Here is a 15,941-nt window from a genome sequence, read left to right as displayed (position 1 = left end):
CCCCTTCATCGCGCCCGGGCCGGGTGCTCCTTTGCCTGGATTGGAGCCCCGGCTATTTCCCCCGCGCCGCGTGGCTACATCGCGCGCCCGTCGAAATGCGTGACCGGCACGCTGGCCAGATCGATGTCTTCCAGGCAGCGGACGTTGACCGCAATCATCGGCGTGCCGTCGGGCATGACGCCCTCGGCATACGGATGGATGCCGCAGGTCGGGCAGAAGCGGTGTTTGATCACATGCTTGCGGAAGAGATAGGTGCTGGCGTTGTCTTCTGGCGTGAGCAGCCGCACCTTGTCGCGCCCCACAAACCACAGCAGTGACCCTTTACGCTGGCAGATCGAGCAGTTGCACGCCATCGCGCTTTCCGGATGGCCCTCGACTTCGAACGCGACGCTGCCGCAGTGGCAGCTTCCCTTGTGTGTCATGCCGGTCTCCTTGGGGTGTCAGGGGCTGGTGGGCCTGGTGGGCCTGGTGGCGACCACTATAGGCGAGCCGGTTGGCGTTCAGTGTCCGCTTTCTCGGGAATCGCCCTAGGTCTCCACCCACGCATGCCGATGCGACAATCTGCGCGCCACGGATCGCCGCGCCTTGACGGCGACCGCGTCACGAGGAGGCATCATGCATCGTCATCGTTCTGTTGCTGTGATCCGGGCGGTTTGTGCCGCCGCCATCTTTGCCGGCAGCGCCGCCGCGTTTGCGCAAGCGTCGGAACCGGCCGCTGCTCCGACCGCGGGGCCACCGCTCTCAGCGCAGATCATCGGCATGGGCGGCATGGCGCCGGACGAGATCGGCCCCGTCATTGCTGAGATGGGGACGCTGCGCACCAAGACCCTCGTGACCGCCGCCAACGGCACGGTGGGCATCCAGGTGGGCACCGTGGCCAAGCACACGCATACCTACTCGGACGAGATCCAGTACGTGATGTCGGGCACGGCCACTGTCTGGCTCGACAAGGCGCCGCGTGAGGTGAGGGCGGGGGATCTGATCGTCATTCCGCGTGGCGTGGTGCATGCAACGCTGACGACCAGCACGGATTTCAAATCGATGGCGATCAAGCTGCCGCCGCAGCGCGCAGGCGATACGCACAAGGTGCCGTGACCTGCGCGCGGTGATATGCGACATGTTGGCCTGAGTCACGTCGGAATAAAAACACCATCCCTTACAATGGCGCCCTCCTCAAGAGTCCATCGCCATGTCCGCACCGCTCGCCAACGACACCTTCCTGCGCGCCCTGCGCCGCCAGCCCACCGACTACACGCCGCTGTGGCTGATGCGCCAGGCGGGCCGCTACCTGCCCGAGTACAACGCCACACGCGCCCGCGCTGGCAGCTTTCTCGGTCTGGCCAAGTCGCCGGCGTATGCGACGGAAGTGACGCTGCAGCCGCTGGATCGCTATCCGCTGGACGCGGCCATCCTGTTCTCGGACATCCTGACCGTGCCCGATGCCATGGGCCTGGGCCTGTCGTTCGCGCAGGGCGAGGGCCCGCGCTTTGCCAAGCCGGTCCGCACGGAAGCCGATGTGGCGGCGTTGTCGGTGCCAGACATGGCGTCGCTCCAATACGTGTTTGATGCCGTGTCGGAAATCCGCCGCGCGCTTGTGCAGGACGGCCGCCAGCGCGTGCCGCTGATCGGCTTCTCGGGCAGCCCGTGGACGCTGGCCTGCTACATGGTCGAAGGCGGAGGCTCGGACGACTTCCGCACCGTCAAGTCGATGCTCTACGCGCGTCCGGACCTGATGCACCGCATTCTGGAGATCAACGCGCAGGCCGTGATCGATTATCTGAACGCGCAGATCGATGCCGGCGCCCAGGCTGTGATGGTGTTCGACACCTGGGGCGGCGCACTGGCCGACGGCATCTATCACGACTTCTCGCTGGCCTACATGGCACGCGTGGTGGAAGGCATCCGCGCCGGCGCCGACGGCCAGCGGGTGCCCGTCATCCTGTTCACCAAAGGCGGCGGCCTGTGGCTCGAAGCCATGGCCGAAACCGGCGCCGACGCCCTGGGCGTGGACTGGACGGTCAACCTGCAGCGTGCCCGCCAGCGCACCGGCGGCCGTGTCGCGCTGCAGGGCAATCTGGACCCGACGGTGCTGTTTGCCGAGCCGGACGCCATCCGCGCCCAAGTGCGCCGCGTGCTGGAAGACTACGCAGCCGGTGGCGACAGCGACGGCCACATCTTCAACCTGGGTCACGGCATCTCGCAATTCACGCCGCCCGAAGCGGTGACGGTGCTGGTGGACGAAGTCCACAGCTTCAGCCGTGCACTGCGTACCCAAGCGAAGTAACGCGTAACGGCGGCAATGCTGCGATGCGATAGCGTTTGAATGGGGCCGCAACGGTGCGTGAAGCCGGGGTCACGGGTGGAATCTTCGCCGCTTTGGTGCAGCGGGGGTGAGTGACTACTCGCGTGCCGGTGGCCCCATCTGGGCCGCAAGGGGTGTCAAGCGATTTATTTTGTGATTTCTGGTGCGTAGGCTGGCTGTCAAGACTTGACTTATGCACAAAGCTGTCGCGGCTGGTTCTTTCTGCGGCGCAACAGAAGAGGCTTCACACACCCAACGCATAAGTGTTTGATTTTTTTGAAAGAAAGTCGCGTGCGCGTAAATCGTGCAAGCTAGAAAAACGGCGAATCTACTGGCGTTCGCAGGCATGGCAGCCGACTTTTCAACAAAGTTATCCACAGGTTGTGTGGATAGCCCGAAAAACGATCGCCGATCAGGGCGCCAAGGCACAAACCTCAAGTAGTACTTGAACATTGAACCGACCATGGCAATGGCTGTGAAGGCAAGGTGAGATGGGCGAGACGCATTTCCCGGGTGCAGGATCCGCCGCTGCATCGCAACAATCCCTTTGTGATTCAACCGTTTGCGCTCCGCATGACCACCGCCCACGTCGACGCCGCGTTTCCTGATGCTCAGGTGTCGGCTGCCATCGCGCGGGTTGTGATTGATACGCCGCTCGATGCGGTATTCGATTACAGGTGCACGCAGCCGGTCTTGCCGGGGCAGTTGGCGGTGGTGCCATTTGGCAACCGCCGCGTGGTGGCGCTGGTCATTGAAACCGCCGCAACCTCCGATGTGCCGCAAGAGAAGCTGCGCGATGTCGAACGGGTGCTCGATTGGGTGCCGCCGCTCGATGCTCAATGGCGCGCCCTGGCCGAATTTTCCGCCAGCTACTACCACCGCGCGCTGGGTGAGGTGACGTTGCCGGCGCTGCCGCCGTTGTGGCGCACCCCCGGCAGTTGGGGCAACCTCGCGCGCCAAGCCAACGAAACCGTCTACGTGATGTTTGAGCCGGCACGTGCGGCGTTGCTGGACAGCCTTCCCAAACGGGCCTCTGGCGCCACGCGCCTGGCCGAAGCGTTGACCGGCGATGGCGAGCTGTCCACCAGCGCTGCCGTCGCGCTGCACGGGCAAGCCGTCGCCAAGTTGCGCGATTGGGCTGCCGCCGGGTGGCTGCGTGCAGAATTGCGGCCCAAGGCGCTGCTGCCGCAACCGCTTGAACTGCCTGCGCCTTCCGTTGCACCTGCCCTGAACGACGAGCAGGCTGCCGCCGTGGCCGCCATTGCCCAGGCAGGCGTGGCGGGCGCGTTCAGCCCGTTCTTGCTGTACGGCGTGACCGGCAGCGGCAAGACCGAGGTCTACCTGCACGCCATCGCCGACACCCTGGCGCGCGACCCCGCCGCGCAGGTGCTGATGCTGGTGCCCGAGATCAACCTGACGCCGCAACTGGAGGCGCGCATCGCGGCGCGTTTTCCCGGCGTCCCGATGGCTGCGTTGCACAGTGGTCTGGCAGAACAACCGCGCGCGCTGAATTGGCTGGCCGCCCATCGCGGCGAAGCGCGCATTGTGCTCGGCACGCGGCTGGCGATGCTGGCATCGCTGCCCAACCTGGCGCTCATCCTCGTCGACGAGGAGCACGACACGTCGTACAAGCAGCAGGAGGGTCTGCGCTATTCCGCACGCGACTTGGCGCTGTGGCGTGCCAAGCAGCGCAACATCCCCGTCGTGCTGGGTTCGGCCACGCCGTCGCTGGAGACCTGGTGGCGCGCCGAGCAAACCGCCACGACACGCCTGACGCTGTCGCAACGTGCGCAGGCCGAGGCGGTGCTGCCGCGCGTGTCGCTCATCGACCTGAACCTGGAGCGCCGCGCCGGACGCGAGATTCGTGATGGGCTGTCCAAACCGCTCGTCGATGCGATTGCCGATCGCCTGGCGCGTGGCGAACAGAGCCTGCTGTTCCTCAACCGCCGTGGCTACGCGCCGGTGCTCTCATGCGACGCGTGCGGCTGGCTGTCGGGCTGTCCGCGCTGCTCGGCGTACCTGGTGCTGCACAAGCCGGAGCGGCGCTTGCGCTGCCACCACTGTGGCTACGAATCGCGCATTCCGCATCACTGCCCCGACTGCGGCAACGTCGATATCGCCCCGCTCGGGCGCGGCACACAGCGCATCGAAGAGACACTTGACGAGCTGTTCCCGCAAGCGCGTGTCGCCCGCATCGACGCCGATTCCACCCGCCGCAAGGGCAGTGCCGAAGCGCTGTTCGAGACGGTGCACGAAGGCAGCGTCGACATCCTGATCGGCACCCAGATGGTCGCCAAGGGGCACGATTTCCAACGGGTGACGCTGGTGGGCGTGGTCGCGCCCGACCCTTCGCTGTTCTCGCACGATTTCCGCGCTGGAGAGCATCTCTTTGCCTCGCTGATGCAGGTGGCGGGGCGCGCGGGCCGTGCCGGGCTGGCCGGCGAGGTGCTGATTCAGACGCGGTATCCGGATGCGCCAGCGCTGCAGGCGCTGGTGCGGCATGACTATGGCGGGTTCGCGCGGCAGCTTTTGCGCGAGCGCAAGCAAGCCGGATTGCCGCCGTTTTCCTACCAGGCGCTGCTGACCACCGAGCACAAGGAAGTGGCGCGGGCGTTGGAGTTTTTGAAGGCTGCACGGGAGATGGGCGAAACCCTGGTTGCTGAATTGGGTGCGCCGGTGTTTTTGCATGATCCGGTGCCGATGACGATGGTGCGGCTGGCCAACCGCGAGCGGGCACAGTTGCTGATTGAGAGTGCGTCTCGGGCGGCTTTGCAGAAGCTCTTGTCGGCCTGGACTGAGGGGTTTGCCGGGATTGGGAAGACGGTCAAGGGTGTGCGGTGGCAACTGGAGATCGATCCGCTGCGGATTTAGGTTTTTGGGCCTTGGTGTGCCATCCGCCTTTTCGTTCCCTGCCGGGATGGAACAAGGGATGCACCAGCAACAAAAAACCAGCCCCCGAATCGCCCAACCCAGTTGTGCGGTTGCACCAAAATTACCCCTTTCGAACCAAGGGGTTGTACTAGGTTGCACCTTCCAAACTGCCGGGCGTATGATCCGCTCCAATTTGCCGGCCACAAGCTTTGGCAATGGCAGCTACGGATAGGAACCCACATGGCTACAACCACCCTCGGGGTCAAGCTGGACGATGCTTCGCGTGAACGCCTCAAGCGCGTTGCGCAGTCCATTGACCGCACGCCGCACTGGCTGATCAAGCAGGCGATCTTCACGTATCTGGATCAAGTGGAGCGGGGGCAGCTGCCAAATGAAGTAAAAGCAGATGCAAACGGCACGGCGGCGGATGGCCTCCCGTCCGCCGCTGGCGCCGCCACAGCCGTCTCCGACATGCATGACGGAGACGATAGCGATGGTGCCGCGGTGCAACCGTTCCTCGAATTCGCGCAGAGCGTGCAACCGCAATCGGTGCTGCGCGCTGCCATTACGGCCGCATACCGCCGGCCGGAAACTGAAGCCATTCCGATGCTGCTGGAGCAGGCCCGCTTGCCGGCCGCACTCGCGTCGGAAGCCAAGCAGCTCGCCCGTGATCTGGCCGGCAAGCTCCGTACACAAAAGGTTGGCACCGGCCGCGAAGGGCTGGTGCAGGGCCTGATCCAAGAGTTCTCTCTGTCGAGCCAGGAAGGCGTGGCGCTGATGTGTCTGGCCGAAGCGCTGCTGCGCATTCCCGACAAGGCCACGCGTGATGCGCTCATCCGCGACAAGATCAGCAACGGCAACTGGTATTCGCATGTCGGCCAGAGCCCGTCGCTGTTCGTCAACGCTGCCACGTGGGGCCTGCTGCTCACCGGCAAGCTGGTCGCCACGCACAACGAAGCGGGGCTCTCCAAGGCGCTCACGCGCATCATCGGCAAGAGCGGCGAGCCGCTGATCCGCAAGGGCGTGGACATGGCGATGCGCCTGATGGGCGAGCAGTTCGTCACCGGCGAGACCATTTCCGAAGCGCTGGCCAACGCGCGCAAGTTCGAGGCCGAAGGCTTCCGCTACTCGTACGACATGCTCGGCGAGGCCGCCATGACGGAGGAAGACGCACAGCGCTACCTCGCGTCGTACGAGCAGGCCATCCGCGCGATCGGGCAGGCGTCGGGCGGGCGCGGCATCTATGAAGGGCCGGGCATCTCGATCAAGCTGTCGGCGCTGCACCCGCGTTACAGCCGTGCGCAGTACGACCGCACCATCAACGAGCTGTACCCGCGCGTCAAAGCGCTGGCGATGCTGGCGCGCGAATACGACATCGGCATCAATATCGACGCGGAAGAGGCAGACCGCCTTGAACTGTCGCTCGACCTGCTCGAGCGCCTGTGCTTTGCGCCCGAGCTGGCCGGCTGGAACGGCATCGGCTTTGTGGTGCAGGGCTACCAGAAGCGCTGCCCGTTCGTGCTCGACTACATCATCGATCTGGCCCGCCGCAGCAAGCACCGCCTGATGATTCGTCTGGTGAAGGGCGCCTACTGGGACAGCGAGGTCAAGCGCGCCCAGGTGGACGGCCTGGAGGGCTACCCGGTCTACACGCGCAAGGTCTACACCGATGTGTCGTACCTGGCCTGCGCGCGCAAGCTGCTGGCCGCGCCGGAAGCGATCTTCCCGCAGTTCGCCACGCACAACGCGCATACGCTGGCCGCGATCTATCAGATGGCCGGTCAGAACTATTACCCCGGCCAGTACGAATTCCAGTGCCTGCACGGCATGGGCGAACCGCTGTACGAGCAGGTGGTCGGCAACAAGCCGGGCAAGCTGAACCGCCCGTGCCGCATCTACGCACCGGTCGGCACGCACGAAACGTTGCTGGCCTACCTGGTGCGCCGCCTGCTGGAAAACGGCGCCAATACCTCGTTCGTGAACCGCATTGCGGACGAGTCGATTCCTTTGGACGACCTCGTCGCCGATCCGGTGGCCGTGGTGGAAAAGATGCACGCCGATGAAGGGACGCTCGGCATGCCGCATCCGAAGATTCCGTTGCCGCGCCATCTCTATGGTGACGTTCGCGCAAATTCGTCGGGCATTGACCTGGCGAACGAGCAGCGCTTGGCGTCGTTGTCGTCCGCCCTTCTTGCGGGCACCAGCACCGTTTGGGCTGCCGAGCCGACCATCGGCGATGCGCCGTACGCGCGTGGCCCATCGCAACTCCGGCAGCCGGTGCGCAATCCGTCGGACCTGCGCGATATCGTTGGCCACGTGACGGAAGCCACCGAGGCTGATGTCGATGCCGCGCTGACGGCTGCCGCCGCTGCGGCACCGATCTGGCAAGCCACGCCGCCCCAAGCACGCGCCGCACTGCTGGATCGCGCCGCCGATCTGATGGAAGGCGAGATGCAGCACCTGATGGGGCTGATCATCCGCGAGGCGGGCAAGACGCTGTCCAACGCCATCGCCGAGGTGCGCGAGGCTGTGGACTTCCTGCGCTACTACGCGGCGCAGGTGCGCGGTGGGTTCTCGAACGACACGCACCGCCCGCTGGGCCCGGTGGTCTGCATCAGCCCGTGGAACTTCCCGTTGGCAATCTTCACGGGGCAGGTGAGCGCGGCGCTGGCCGCCGGTAACCCGGTGCTGGCCAAGCCCGCCGAGCAGACCCCGCTGATTGCCGCGCAGGCCGTGCGCATCCTGCGCGAAGCCGGCGTGCCGGCCGGTGCCGTGCAACTGCTGCCGGGCCGGGGCGAGACCGTTGGTGCCGCGCTGGTCAAGGACATGCGCACCAAAGGCGTGATGTTTACCGGCTCCACCGAAGTCGCCCGCATTCTGCAGCGCACGCTGGCCGGCCGCCTGGACGCCAACGGCGCGCCGATCCCCCTGATTGCCGAGACCGGCGGCCAAAACGCAATGATTGTTGATTCGTCTGCGCTGGCCGAACAGGTGGTGGCGGATGTGTTGTCGTCTGCGTTTGATTCAGCGGGGCAGCGTTGCTCGGCGCTGCGCGTGCTGTGCCTGCAGGACGATGTGGCCGACCGCGTGCTCACGATGCTCAAGGGCGGCATGGCCGAACTGGCGATGGGCAATCCGGATCGCTTGTCGGTGGACGTCGGCCCGGTGATTGACGCCGAAGCGCGCGACAACATCGTCGGCCATATCGAAGGCATGCGCGCCAAGGGCCGCCGTGTGCATCAGGCGCCAGTGCCAGCTGCCTGCGCGCACGGCACCTTTGTACCGCCGACGGTGATCGAACTCGACAGCCTGTCGGACCTGACGCGCGAGATCTTCGGCCCGGTGCTGCACGTGGTGCGCTGGAAGCGCACGGCCAAGGATTCGGATAGCGCTGGCCTCACCAAGCTGATCGAGCAGATCAATGGCACGGGCTACGGCCTGACGCTGGGCATCCACACGCGCATTGACGAGACCATCGCGCACGTGGTCGACCGTGCGCACGTTGGCAATCTGTATGTGAACCGCAATATCGTGGGCGCCGTGGTGGGCGTGCAGCCGTTCGGCGGCGAAGGCCTGTCGGGCACTGGCCCGAAGGCGGGCGGGCCGCTGTATCTGCTGCGTTTGCTGTCGACGTGTCCGCAAGACGGCATGCGCACGGCGCTGCAGTTGACCGCAGGCACCGGCACGGAAATCGACACCGATGCGCGCCGCGCGTTGCTGGCGCCGTTCGATGCGCTGGCCGATTGGGCGCGCAAGCAGTCGACGGCGCAGTCAGCCGAGCTTGCTGCACTGTGCGAACGCCTGGCCGCTGCCTCGGCCACGGGTGCCACGGCCACGCTGCCGGGCCCGACGGGCGAGCGCAACACCTACACGCTGTTGCCGCGCGAGGCGGTGCTGTGCGTGGCGGCTGATCCGGCCGACTGGCTGCGCCAGTTGGCGGCGGTTCTGGCTGTTGGCAGTGTGGCCGTTGTGCAGGAAAACCCTGCCATCGAAGCGGTACTTCAGGGCTTGCCTGCAGCAGTACAATCGCGCGTCCGCGTGGTCGGGTCGACTGACGAAGCGGCGTTTGATGCGGTGCTGCACCACGGCGATTCGGACCATCTGCGCGCCATTTGCGAAGGACTGGCACGACGTGCCGGCCCCATTGTGGGCGTGCAAGGCCTGCCGCATGGCGGGGAAGGGCTGGCGCTGGAGCGCCTGCTGATCGAGCGTTCGCTGTCGGTCAATACGGCCGCAGCGGGTGGCAACGCCAGCCTGATGACCATCGGCTGACGGGGAGCACGAGCAGGATTCGCAGCACCATCCGCACGACGGGTACGGGTGGGGCGCGAAGCGGGAGGAGGGCGACGGTGATCCCGTCGCGCTATTGATCCAAATTGCGTTTGAACTAGGAGACGCACAAATGAAATTGAAGCAACTGTGCCTGGCAGCGGCCCTGTGTGCATTGGGTAGCGCCGCATCGGCTCAAGAAGTCATCAAGCTCGGCTACGCTGGCCCGATGACCGGTCCTCAAGCCCAATACGGCAAGGACATGCAGAACGGCCTGACGCTGGCTGTGGAAGAGTTCAACGCCACCAAGCCGAAGATCGCTGGCAAGGACGTCAAGTTCCAACTGGTGTCGGAAGACGACCAGGCTGACCCGAAGACCGGCACCACCGTTGCACAGAAGCTGGTGGACAACGGCATCAAGGGCATGCTGGGCCACTTCAACTCGGGCACGACCATCCCGGCCTCGCGCATCTACAACAACGCCGGCATCGCAGAAATCGCGATGGCCACGGCGCCGGAATACACCAAGCAAGGCTACAAGACGACGTTCCGCATGATGACCTCCGACACCCAGCAGGGTTCGGTGGTCGGCACGTACGCCGTCAAGAAGCTGGGCTACAAGAACATCGCCATCATTGATGACCGCACGGCCTATGGCCAAGGTCTGGCAGACGAGTTCGAGAAGGCCGCCAAGGCTGCCGGCGGCACCATCGTGCGTCGCGAGTTCACCAACGACAAGGCCACCGACTTCAAGTCGATCCTGACGCAGATCAAGGCCAAGAAGCCGGACGCCGTGTTCTACGGCGGTGCCGAAGGCCAATCGGCCCCGCTGGTCAAGCAGATGCGCGAACTGGGCATGAAGTCCACGCTGATGTCGGGCGAAATGTCCAAGACCGACGACTTCATCAAGCTGGCGGGCGCGCAATCGGCCGAAGGCGTGGTGTGCTCGCTGGCCGGTCTGCCGCTGGAGCAGATGCCGGGCGGCGCTGGCTACAAGGCGCGTTATGAGAAGCGCTTCGGTACGCCGGTGCAAACGTACTCGCCGTACGCCTACGATGGCGCCATGGCTCTGATGCAAGCCATGGTCAAGGCCGGTTCGTCGGATCCGAGCAAGTACCTGCCGATCCTGGCCGCCACCAACATGCAAGGCGTGACCGCCAAGCACTACGCCTATGACGCCAGTGGCGACCTGAAGGACGGTGGCATCACCGTCTACAAGGTCACCGGCGGCAAGTGGGCACCGCTGGAGAGCGTGGGCGGCAAGTAAGCCGATCATCCTCAGCCGTTTGCAGTATGAAAACCGCCCTTCAGGGCGGTTTTTCTTTGCCGGCGGGAAATCGCTCCAAACACAAAATTGCCAGTATTTGCGCCGAAAATCTTCGATCTATTATTAAATATCGTGTAACGCGGTTCTAACGCGTGTCAGTGCTTGGCTGACTTTTCCAAATGGGTGCTTCGGGTACCATGTCGCCCATGACAGGACTTCACGATCTCTTCCCTTCGTGGCCGCCCGCACCTGGCGGTCTCTTCTGGATCGGGCTGGCGCTGGTTGGCGCAGCGCTGTGCGGCGAGTTCGCGCGCGTGGCGCTCAAGCTGCCACGCATCGTCGGCTATGCGGTGGCAGGGCTGGTGGCCGGTGTGCTCGGCCGCCCGCTGATTGACGCCGACATGCTCGACCAGACCCACATCCTGATTGAGATGGCGCTGGCGCTGGCGCTGTTCGAGTTGGGGCACCGGCTTTCGTTCGAGTGGCTGCGCGCCAATCGTTGGCTGTTGCTCACCAGCGGCTTTGAGAGTTTGCTGACTTGGGGTCTCGTGACTTGGGTGCTGCAATTGTTCGGGGTGGCGGCGCCGGTGGCGGTGGCTGCAGGCGCTATCGCAGTGGCCACGTCGCCCACGATACTGCTGCAGCTCAAGAACGAACTGCGCGCGGAAGGCCAGGTGACGGAGCGGCTGCTTTCGCTGGGCGCGCTCAATAGTATTTACGCGAGCGTGCTGGTGCCGCTCACCGCAGGCTGGCTGCATAGTGAATACGGCCACTGGGCTGCCGCGCTGATCCACCCGCTGTACCTGCTGGCAGGCTCCGTGCTTCTGGCATGGGTGGTCGGCAAGGTGGGCCATGCGCTGTATCACCGCATGGCGGGTGATGATCACTACGCGTTTCTGGTGCTGGTGGGCCTCGTGCTGTTTGCACTGGCGATGGCCAAGCTGCTCAAGCTGTCGGTGCCGCTCACGCTGCTGCTGGCGGGCGTGGTGTTCAAGCACCAGGACGACCACCCGCGTGTGTGGCCGTCACACTTCGGCAGCGCGGGCAGCATCCTGATCGTGGTGATGATCGTGTCGCTCGGCTTGCCGCTCCAGGCATCGGACTGGGCGATTGGCGGTGTGGCGGCAGTGGCGCTTGTGCTTTCGCGCTTCATCGCCAAGCTGGCGGCCACGACGGCGCTGGGCTCGTTCTCGGGCCTGTCGATGCGGCAGAGCATCGCGCTGGGTCTGGCGCTCGGCCCCATGTCGGGATTGTCATGGCTGCTGATGCACGATATGGCGGCGCTGTATCCGCAAACCGGCGGGCCGCTGGCGGCCATCATCCTGTGCACGCTGGCGATCCAGCAGATTGCTGCGCCGATCCTGACCGCGCGCTCCTTGCGCTGGGCAGGTGAGGTGCGCCAAGACGAAGGGAGGCGCTGAGCCCCATGTCCCTCGAACCGTTCTCGAAATCCGAAGCGCTCACGTTTGGCGTCGAGCTGGAACTGCAGCTCGTCAACCGCCACGACTATGACCTCGCCTCGGCGTCGCCAGACTTGCTGCGCATGCTCAAAGGCAAGGAATACCCCGGCGACATCAAGCCGGAGATCACCGATTCGATGATCGAGATCTCCACCGGCATCTGCCACAGCCACGACGAGGCCCTGTGGCAGCTGCGCGAGATGCGCGACCGCATGGCCGATGCCGCCACGGCGCTGAACATCGGCATCTGCGGCGGCGGCACGCACCCGTTCCAGCAATGGAGCCAGCGCCAGATTTCGCAGTCGCCGCGCTATCAGTACATCTCAGAGCTGTATGGCTATCTGGCCAAGCAGTTCACCGTGTTCGGCCAGCACGTGCACATCGGGTGCCCGAGCCCGGACGATGCGCTGTACCTGCTGCACGCCATGTCGCGCTACGTGCCGCACTTCATTGCGCTGGCAGCGTCGTCGCCGTTCGTGCAGGGCGTGGATACCGGGTTTGCCTCGGCACGCATGAACTCGGTCAGCGCCTTCCCAATGTCGGGCCGCGCGCCATTCGTGCTCACGTGGGATGCCTTCATCACGTACTTCGACAAGATGCGCGCCACCGGCGTGATCGAGAGCATGAAGGACTTCTACTGGGACATCCGCCCCAAGCCCGAATTCGGCACGATCGAAGTCCGCGTGATGGACACCCCCCTCACGGTGGAACGCGCCGCCGCCATCGCCGCCTACATCCAGGCGCTGGGCCGCTGGCTGCTGCTCGATCGCCCGTTCGTGCCGGTGGAAGACGACTACCTCGTCTACACGTTCAACCGCTTCCAGGCGTGCCGCTTTGGGCTGGCCGGCGAATACGTCGACCCTGCCACTGGCAACCGCGGCGCGCTGGCCGATCACATCCTGGAGACGAGCAAAGTGCTCTCGGCGCACGCCGAAGCGCTATCGTCCGAAGGCGCGCTCGATATGGTGCGAGAGGTGGTGGAAGCGCGCGACGCGGATGCTGAATGGATCCGCAGGGCGCAACGTGAAACCCGCAACCTGCACGAGACCGTGCGACGTGGTTGCGGGCGGTGGACACAGGCGGCAACGCAGCCTGCGTAAGTTGAGCTGACGACCGGGGCCGGTCAGTCGTTGCGGACCGTGCCCGGCGCTTCCAGCCAGCGCTGCATCAGGACGAGGTCGAGCCATTGGCCGCGCTTGATGGCGGCTTCGGGCATGCGGCCCACCTCCTTGAAGCCCAGCTTTTCGTGCATGCGGATCGAGCCCGCATTGGCGCCGTCGATGGCGCCGACCATCACATGCTTGCCGATGGCGGCCGCACGCTCGCACAGCGCTTCCGTCAGAAGGCTGCCGAGCCCCTTGCCGCGCCAGTCACGGTGAATGTGCACCGAGTGCTCGACCGTGTGGCGGTAGCCGGGGTAGGGGCGAAAATCGCCAAACGACGCAAAGCCCGCGACTTGTCCGTCGTCGTCGGCCACCAGCACCGGATAGCCCTGCGTGGCGCGCAGGGCAAACCACGCGGTGCGGTCTTCCAGCGTGGCCGGGGTTTCGGTGTAGATCGCGTTGGAGGTGGCGATTACGTCATTGAAGATGGCGAGAATAGCCGGCAGATCGGCTTGCGTGGCGTCGCGGAGCAGCATGATGCGGATGGGTCAGTGGGTCAGTGGGTCAGTGGGTCAGTGGGTCAGTGGGTCAGTGGGTCGGGTGCACCGCCAGAACGCGGCGCGAAAACGCCCAGCATACCAAGGCGAACACGATCAGCCCAAACCATTGCGCCGTGCCTTCAAACGAAGCGCCCACAATCGCGAGCGGCGCATCCTTGCCCGTGGCCCCGATGACGGCCGCCATCAGCACGCCCACCAGGCTTTCGCCCACGATCAGGCCCGAGGCCAGCAGCACGCCGTGGCGGTTCGGCACTTCGGCATAGCGCTCGTACGGCACACCAGCCGCTTGTGCGCGCTTGGCCAGAATTTTCTCGATCACCCACGCCAACACCGCGCCGGTCACCAGCACCGTGCTGATGGTTGGCGGCAGATAGATGCCGATGCCCACCGCCAGCACCGGCAGTCGGGCGACGCCGCCACGCTGCTTGAGCGCCCAGTCGACGGCGATCAGCAGCACGCCGATGACGACGCCGGCAATCACCATGTTCCATTCCAGCTGGTGCGTGAAGATGCCCGTGGCAATCGCCGTCATCAGCGTGGCCTGCGGCGCGGCCAGTGCTTGCGAGGCGTCCATGCCGACACGCGGCAGCGCGCCCGGAAAGCCGTATGCGTTGTACAGCAGCTCCAGCACCGGCGAGATGACTGCCGCACCGGCCACACAGCCGATCAGCAGGGCCACCTGCTGGCGCCACGGTGTGGCCCCGACCAGCCAGCCGGTCTTCAGATCCTGCAGGTTGTCGTTGGAGATGGTCGCCACGGCCACCACGGCAGACGTCGTAAAGATGGCCAGCGCGATGCCCAGCTTGCTCGCTTCCGGCGAACCGACGATGCCGTTGTCCGCGCCAATCGCCAACAACAGCAGCGACACCAACGTGATGGCAATGATGCCGATGCCCGAAATCGGGCTCGACGACGAACCGATCAGCCCGGCCATATAGCCGCATGCCGCCGCCACCAGAAAGCCGAACACCACCGCAAAGATCACGGCGCAGGTGATCAGCGTCCAGCGCGAGCCGGCCGACAGCATGGTCGGCGCCAGGAACGCGGCAAAGGTGATCACCAGCACCACGACCATCGCCAGCGTGACCAGCAGAATCCAGCGCGGTGCCATGTCCTGCTCGGTGCGCTGCGCGCCATCGGCTTTCGGGCGCACGCTGCCGAACGCACGCTTCACGCCGTGCACCACCGGGCCGATCAGCGTGCCCAGTGTCCACACGGCCGCCACGGCGATCACGCCCGCGCCGATGAAGCGCACCTGTGTGCGCCACACATCCGTGCCGAATGCGGAGAGTGCCTTGCCTGCCGGCATTGGCGTGATGGACGTCAGATACGGCACCGCGATGCCCCAGGCAATCACCAGGCCCACCAGCATTGCCAGCCCGGCCACCAGCCCGATCAGGTAACCGGCGCCCAGCAGCGCCGTTGAAAAACCCAGCGGCAAGCGCACCACCGCGGCGCCCGCTGCGAACCACCAGCTCGCCCCTTCGCCCAGCAGGCGCAGGCCACTGGTTGCAAACGCGACGACGGCCGCGACAATGCCGCCGGCAGCCAGATCGCGCATGCCGGTGGCGGCGGGCACGGCGTTATCGTCAGCGTCGGAGCCGTCCGCCGATTGGCCGCTGCCCACGCGCAGGATTTCTGCGGCGGCCACGCCTTCGGGGTAGGGCAGATCACTCTGCACCACCATCGCGTGGCGCAGCGGAATTGTGAACACCACGCCCAGCATGCCGCCAGCCATGCAGACACCAAACGTTTGCCAGAACGGAAAGCCCTGCCAGTGTCCGATCATCACCAGGCCCGGCAGGATGAAAATGATGGAAGACAGCGTCCCTGCCGCAGACGCCTGCGTCTGCACCATGTTGTTCTCAAGGATGTTGGCGCCGCCGAGCATGCGCAGCACCGCCATCGAAATGACCGCTGCGGGAATCGCCGAAGAAAACGTCAGGCCCACTTTCAGGCCGAGGTACACGTTGGAAGCGGTAAAGATCACGGTGATGATGGCACCGAGAATCATGCCGCGCAGCGTCAACTCCGGCAGGGTTGCTGCCGAAATGTGCTTGGGAGGATGGAGGGTTTGCATCCTGCGGGTCTCCGATGAGGGTTTTGTGG

10 protein-coding genes are annotated in these 15,941 nt (G+C 65.2%); 7 read left to right on the top strand and 3 right to left on the bottom strand.

All coding sequences use genetic code 11. The features are described 5' to 3' along the window. Positions 1–74: 74 nt before the first annotated feature. On the bottom strand, positions 75–422 hold the full coding sequence (locus PSUB009319_RS15515; protein WP_124383121.1) for a GFA family protein: 348 nt from the start codon (positions 420–422) through the stop codon (positions 75–77). A 193-nt stretch (positions 423–615) separates the two neighbouring features. On the opposite strand from PSUB009319_RS15515, the gene PSUB009319_RS15510 reads away from it, so the two are divergent. The 7 genes from PSUB009319_RS15510 (at position 616) to PSUB009319_RS15480 (ending at position 13,269) form a co-directional block, all read left to right on the top strand. Beyond that, positions 616–1,095, top strand: coding sequence for a cupin domain-containing protein (locus tag PSUB009319_RS15510; RefSeq protein WP_124383120.1), 480 nt, complete (start codon positions 616–618; stop codon positions 1,093–1,095). 94 nt (positions 1,096–1,189) lie between these two features. Further along, a complete protein-coding gene (hemE, locus tag PSUB009319_RS15505; RefSeq protein ID WP_124383119.1) occupies positions 1,190–2,284 on the top strand; it encodes a uroporphyrinogen decarboxylase in 1,095 nt (364 codons plus the stop codon). A gap of 591 nt (positions 2,285–2,875) precedes the next feature. Next, positions 2,876–5,173, top strand: coding sequence for a primosomal protein N' (locus PSUB009319_RS15500; RefSeq protein ID WP_124383118.1), 2,298 nt, complete (start codon positions 2,876–2,878; stop codon positions 5,171–5,173). 240 nt (positions 5,174–5,413) lie between these two features. Beyond that, entirely contained in the window at positions 5,414–9,445 is a 4,032-nt protein-coding gene (gene putA, locus PSUB009319_RS15495; RefSeq protein ID WP_124383117.1) for a trifunctional transcriptional regulator/proline dehydrogenase/L-glutamate gamma-semialdehyde dehydrogenase, read from the top strand. A 130-nt stretch (positions 9,446–9,575) separates the two neighbouring features. Continuing rightward, a complete protein-coding gene (locus PSUB009319_RS15490; protein WP_124383116.1) occupies positions 9,576–10,709 on the top strand; it encodes a branched-chain amino acid ABC transporter substrate-binding protein in 1,134 nt (377 codons plus the stop codon). A gap of 197 nt (positions 10,710–10,906) precedes the next feature. Beyond that, positions 10,907–12,130, top strand: coding sequence for a cation:proton antiporter (locus tag PSUB009319_RS15485; RefSeq protein WP_124383115.1), 1,224 nt, complete (start codon positions 10,907–10,909; stop codon positions 12,128–12,130). Positions 12,131–12,135: 5 nt separating this feature from the next. Next, positions 12,136–13,269: a YbdK family carboxylate-amine ligase gene (locus PSUB009319_RS15480; protein ID WP_124383114.1), complete on the top strand. Its 1,134-nt coding sequence runs from the start codon at positions 12,136–12,138 to the stop codon at positions 13,267–13,269. Positions 13,270–13,292: 23 nt separating this feature from the next. On the opposite strand, the gene PSUB009319_RS15475 is transcribed toward PSUB009319_RS15480, so the two are convergent. Together PSUB009319_RS15475 and PSUB009319_RS15470 are read right to left on the bottom strand one after the other, a co-directional pair. Further along, complete coding sequence (locus PSUB009319_RS15475; protein ID WP_124383113.1) at positions 13,293–13,808, bottom strand: GNAT family N-acetyltransferase; 516 nt, start codon at positions 13,806–13,808, stop codon at positions 13,293–13,295. Between the two features lie 52 nt (positions 13,809–13,860). Next, positions 13,861–15,912 carry an OPT family oligopeptide transporter gene (locus PSUB009319_RS15470; protein ID WP_124383112.1) on the bottom strand — a complete coding sequence of 684 codons (2,052 nt, stop codon included), beginning with the start codon at positions 15,910–15,912 and terminating at the stop codon, positions 13,861–13,863. Positions 15,913–15,941 lie beyond the last annotated feature (29 nt).

Source organism: Ralstonia sp. SET104, assembly GCF_003851545.1.
Lineage (GTDB): Bacteria > Pseudomonadota > Gammaproteobacteria > Burkholderiales > Burkholderiaceae > Ralstonia.
The sequence above is the reverse complement of the archived record's forward strand: the minus strand, read 5'-3'. Positions and strand labels throughout refer to the sequence as shown.

Coding starts and splice junctions, on each gene's coding strand:
- PSUB009319_RS15515 (WP_124383121.1), bottom strand. CDS start 422: ATGACACACAAGGGAAGCTGCCACTGCGGCAGCGTCGCGTTCGAAGTC.
- PSUB009319_RS15510 (WP_124383120.1), top strand. CDS start 616: ATGCATCGTCATCGTTCTGTTGCTGTGATCCGGGCGGTTTGTGCCGCC.
- hemE (WP_124383119.1), top strand. CDS start 1,190: ATGTCCGCACCGCTCGCCAACGACACCTTCCTGCGCGCCCTGCGCCGC.
- PSUB009319_RS15500 (WP_124383118.1), top strand. CDS start 2,876: ATGACCACCGCCCACGTCGACGCCGCGTTTCCTGATGCTCAGGTGTCG.
- putA (WP_124383117.1), top strand. CDS start 5,414: ATGGCTACAACCACCCTCGGGGTCAAGCTGGACGATGCTTCGCGTGAA.
- PSUB009319_RS15490 (WP_124383116.1), top strand. CDS start 9,576: ATGAAATTGAAGCAACTGTGCCTGGCAGCGGCCCTGTGTGCATTGGGT.
- PSUB009319_RS15485 (WP_124383115.1), top strand. CDS start 10,907: ATGTCGCCCATGACAGGACTTCACGATCTCTTCCCTTCGTGGCCGCCC.
- PSUB009319_RS15480 (WP_124383114.1), top strand. CDS start 12,136: ATGTCCCTCGAACCGTTCTCGAAATCCGAAGCGCTCACGTTTGGCGTC.
- PSUB009319_RS15475 (WP_124383113.1), bottom strand. CDS start 13,808: ATGCTGCTCCGCGACGCCACGCAAGCCGATCTGCCGGCTATTCTCGCC.
- PSUB009319_RS15470 (WP_124383112.1), bottom strand. CDS start 15,912: ATGCAAACCCTCCATCCTCCCAAGCACATTTCGGCAGCAACCCTGCCG.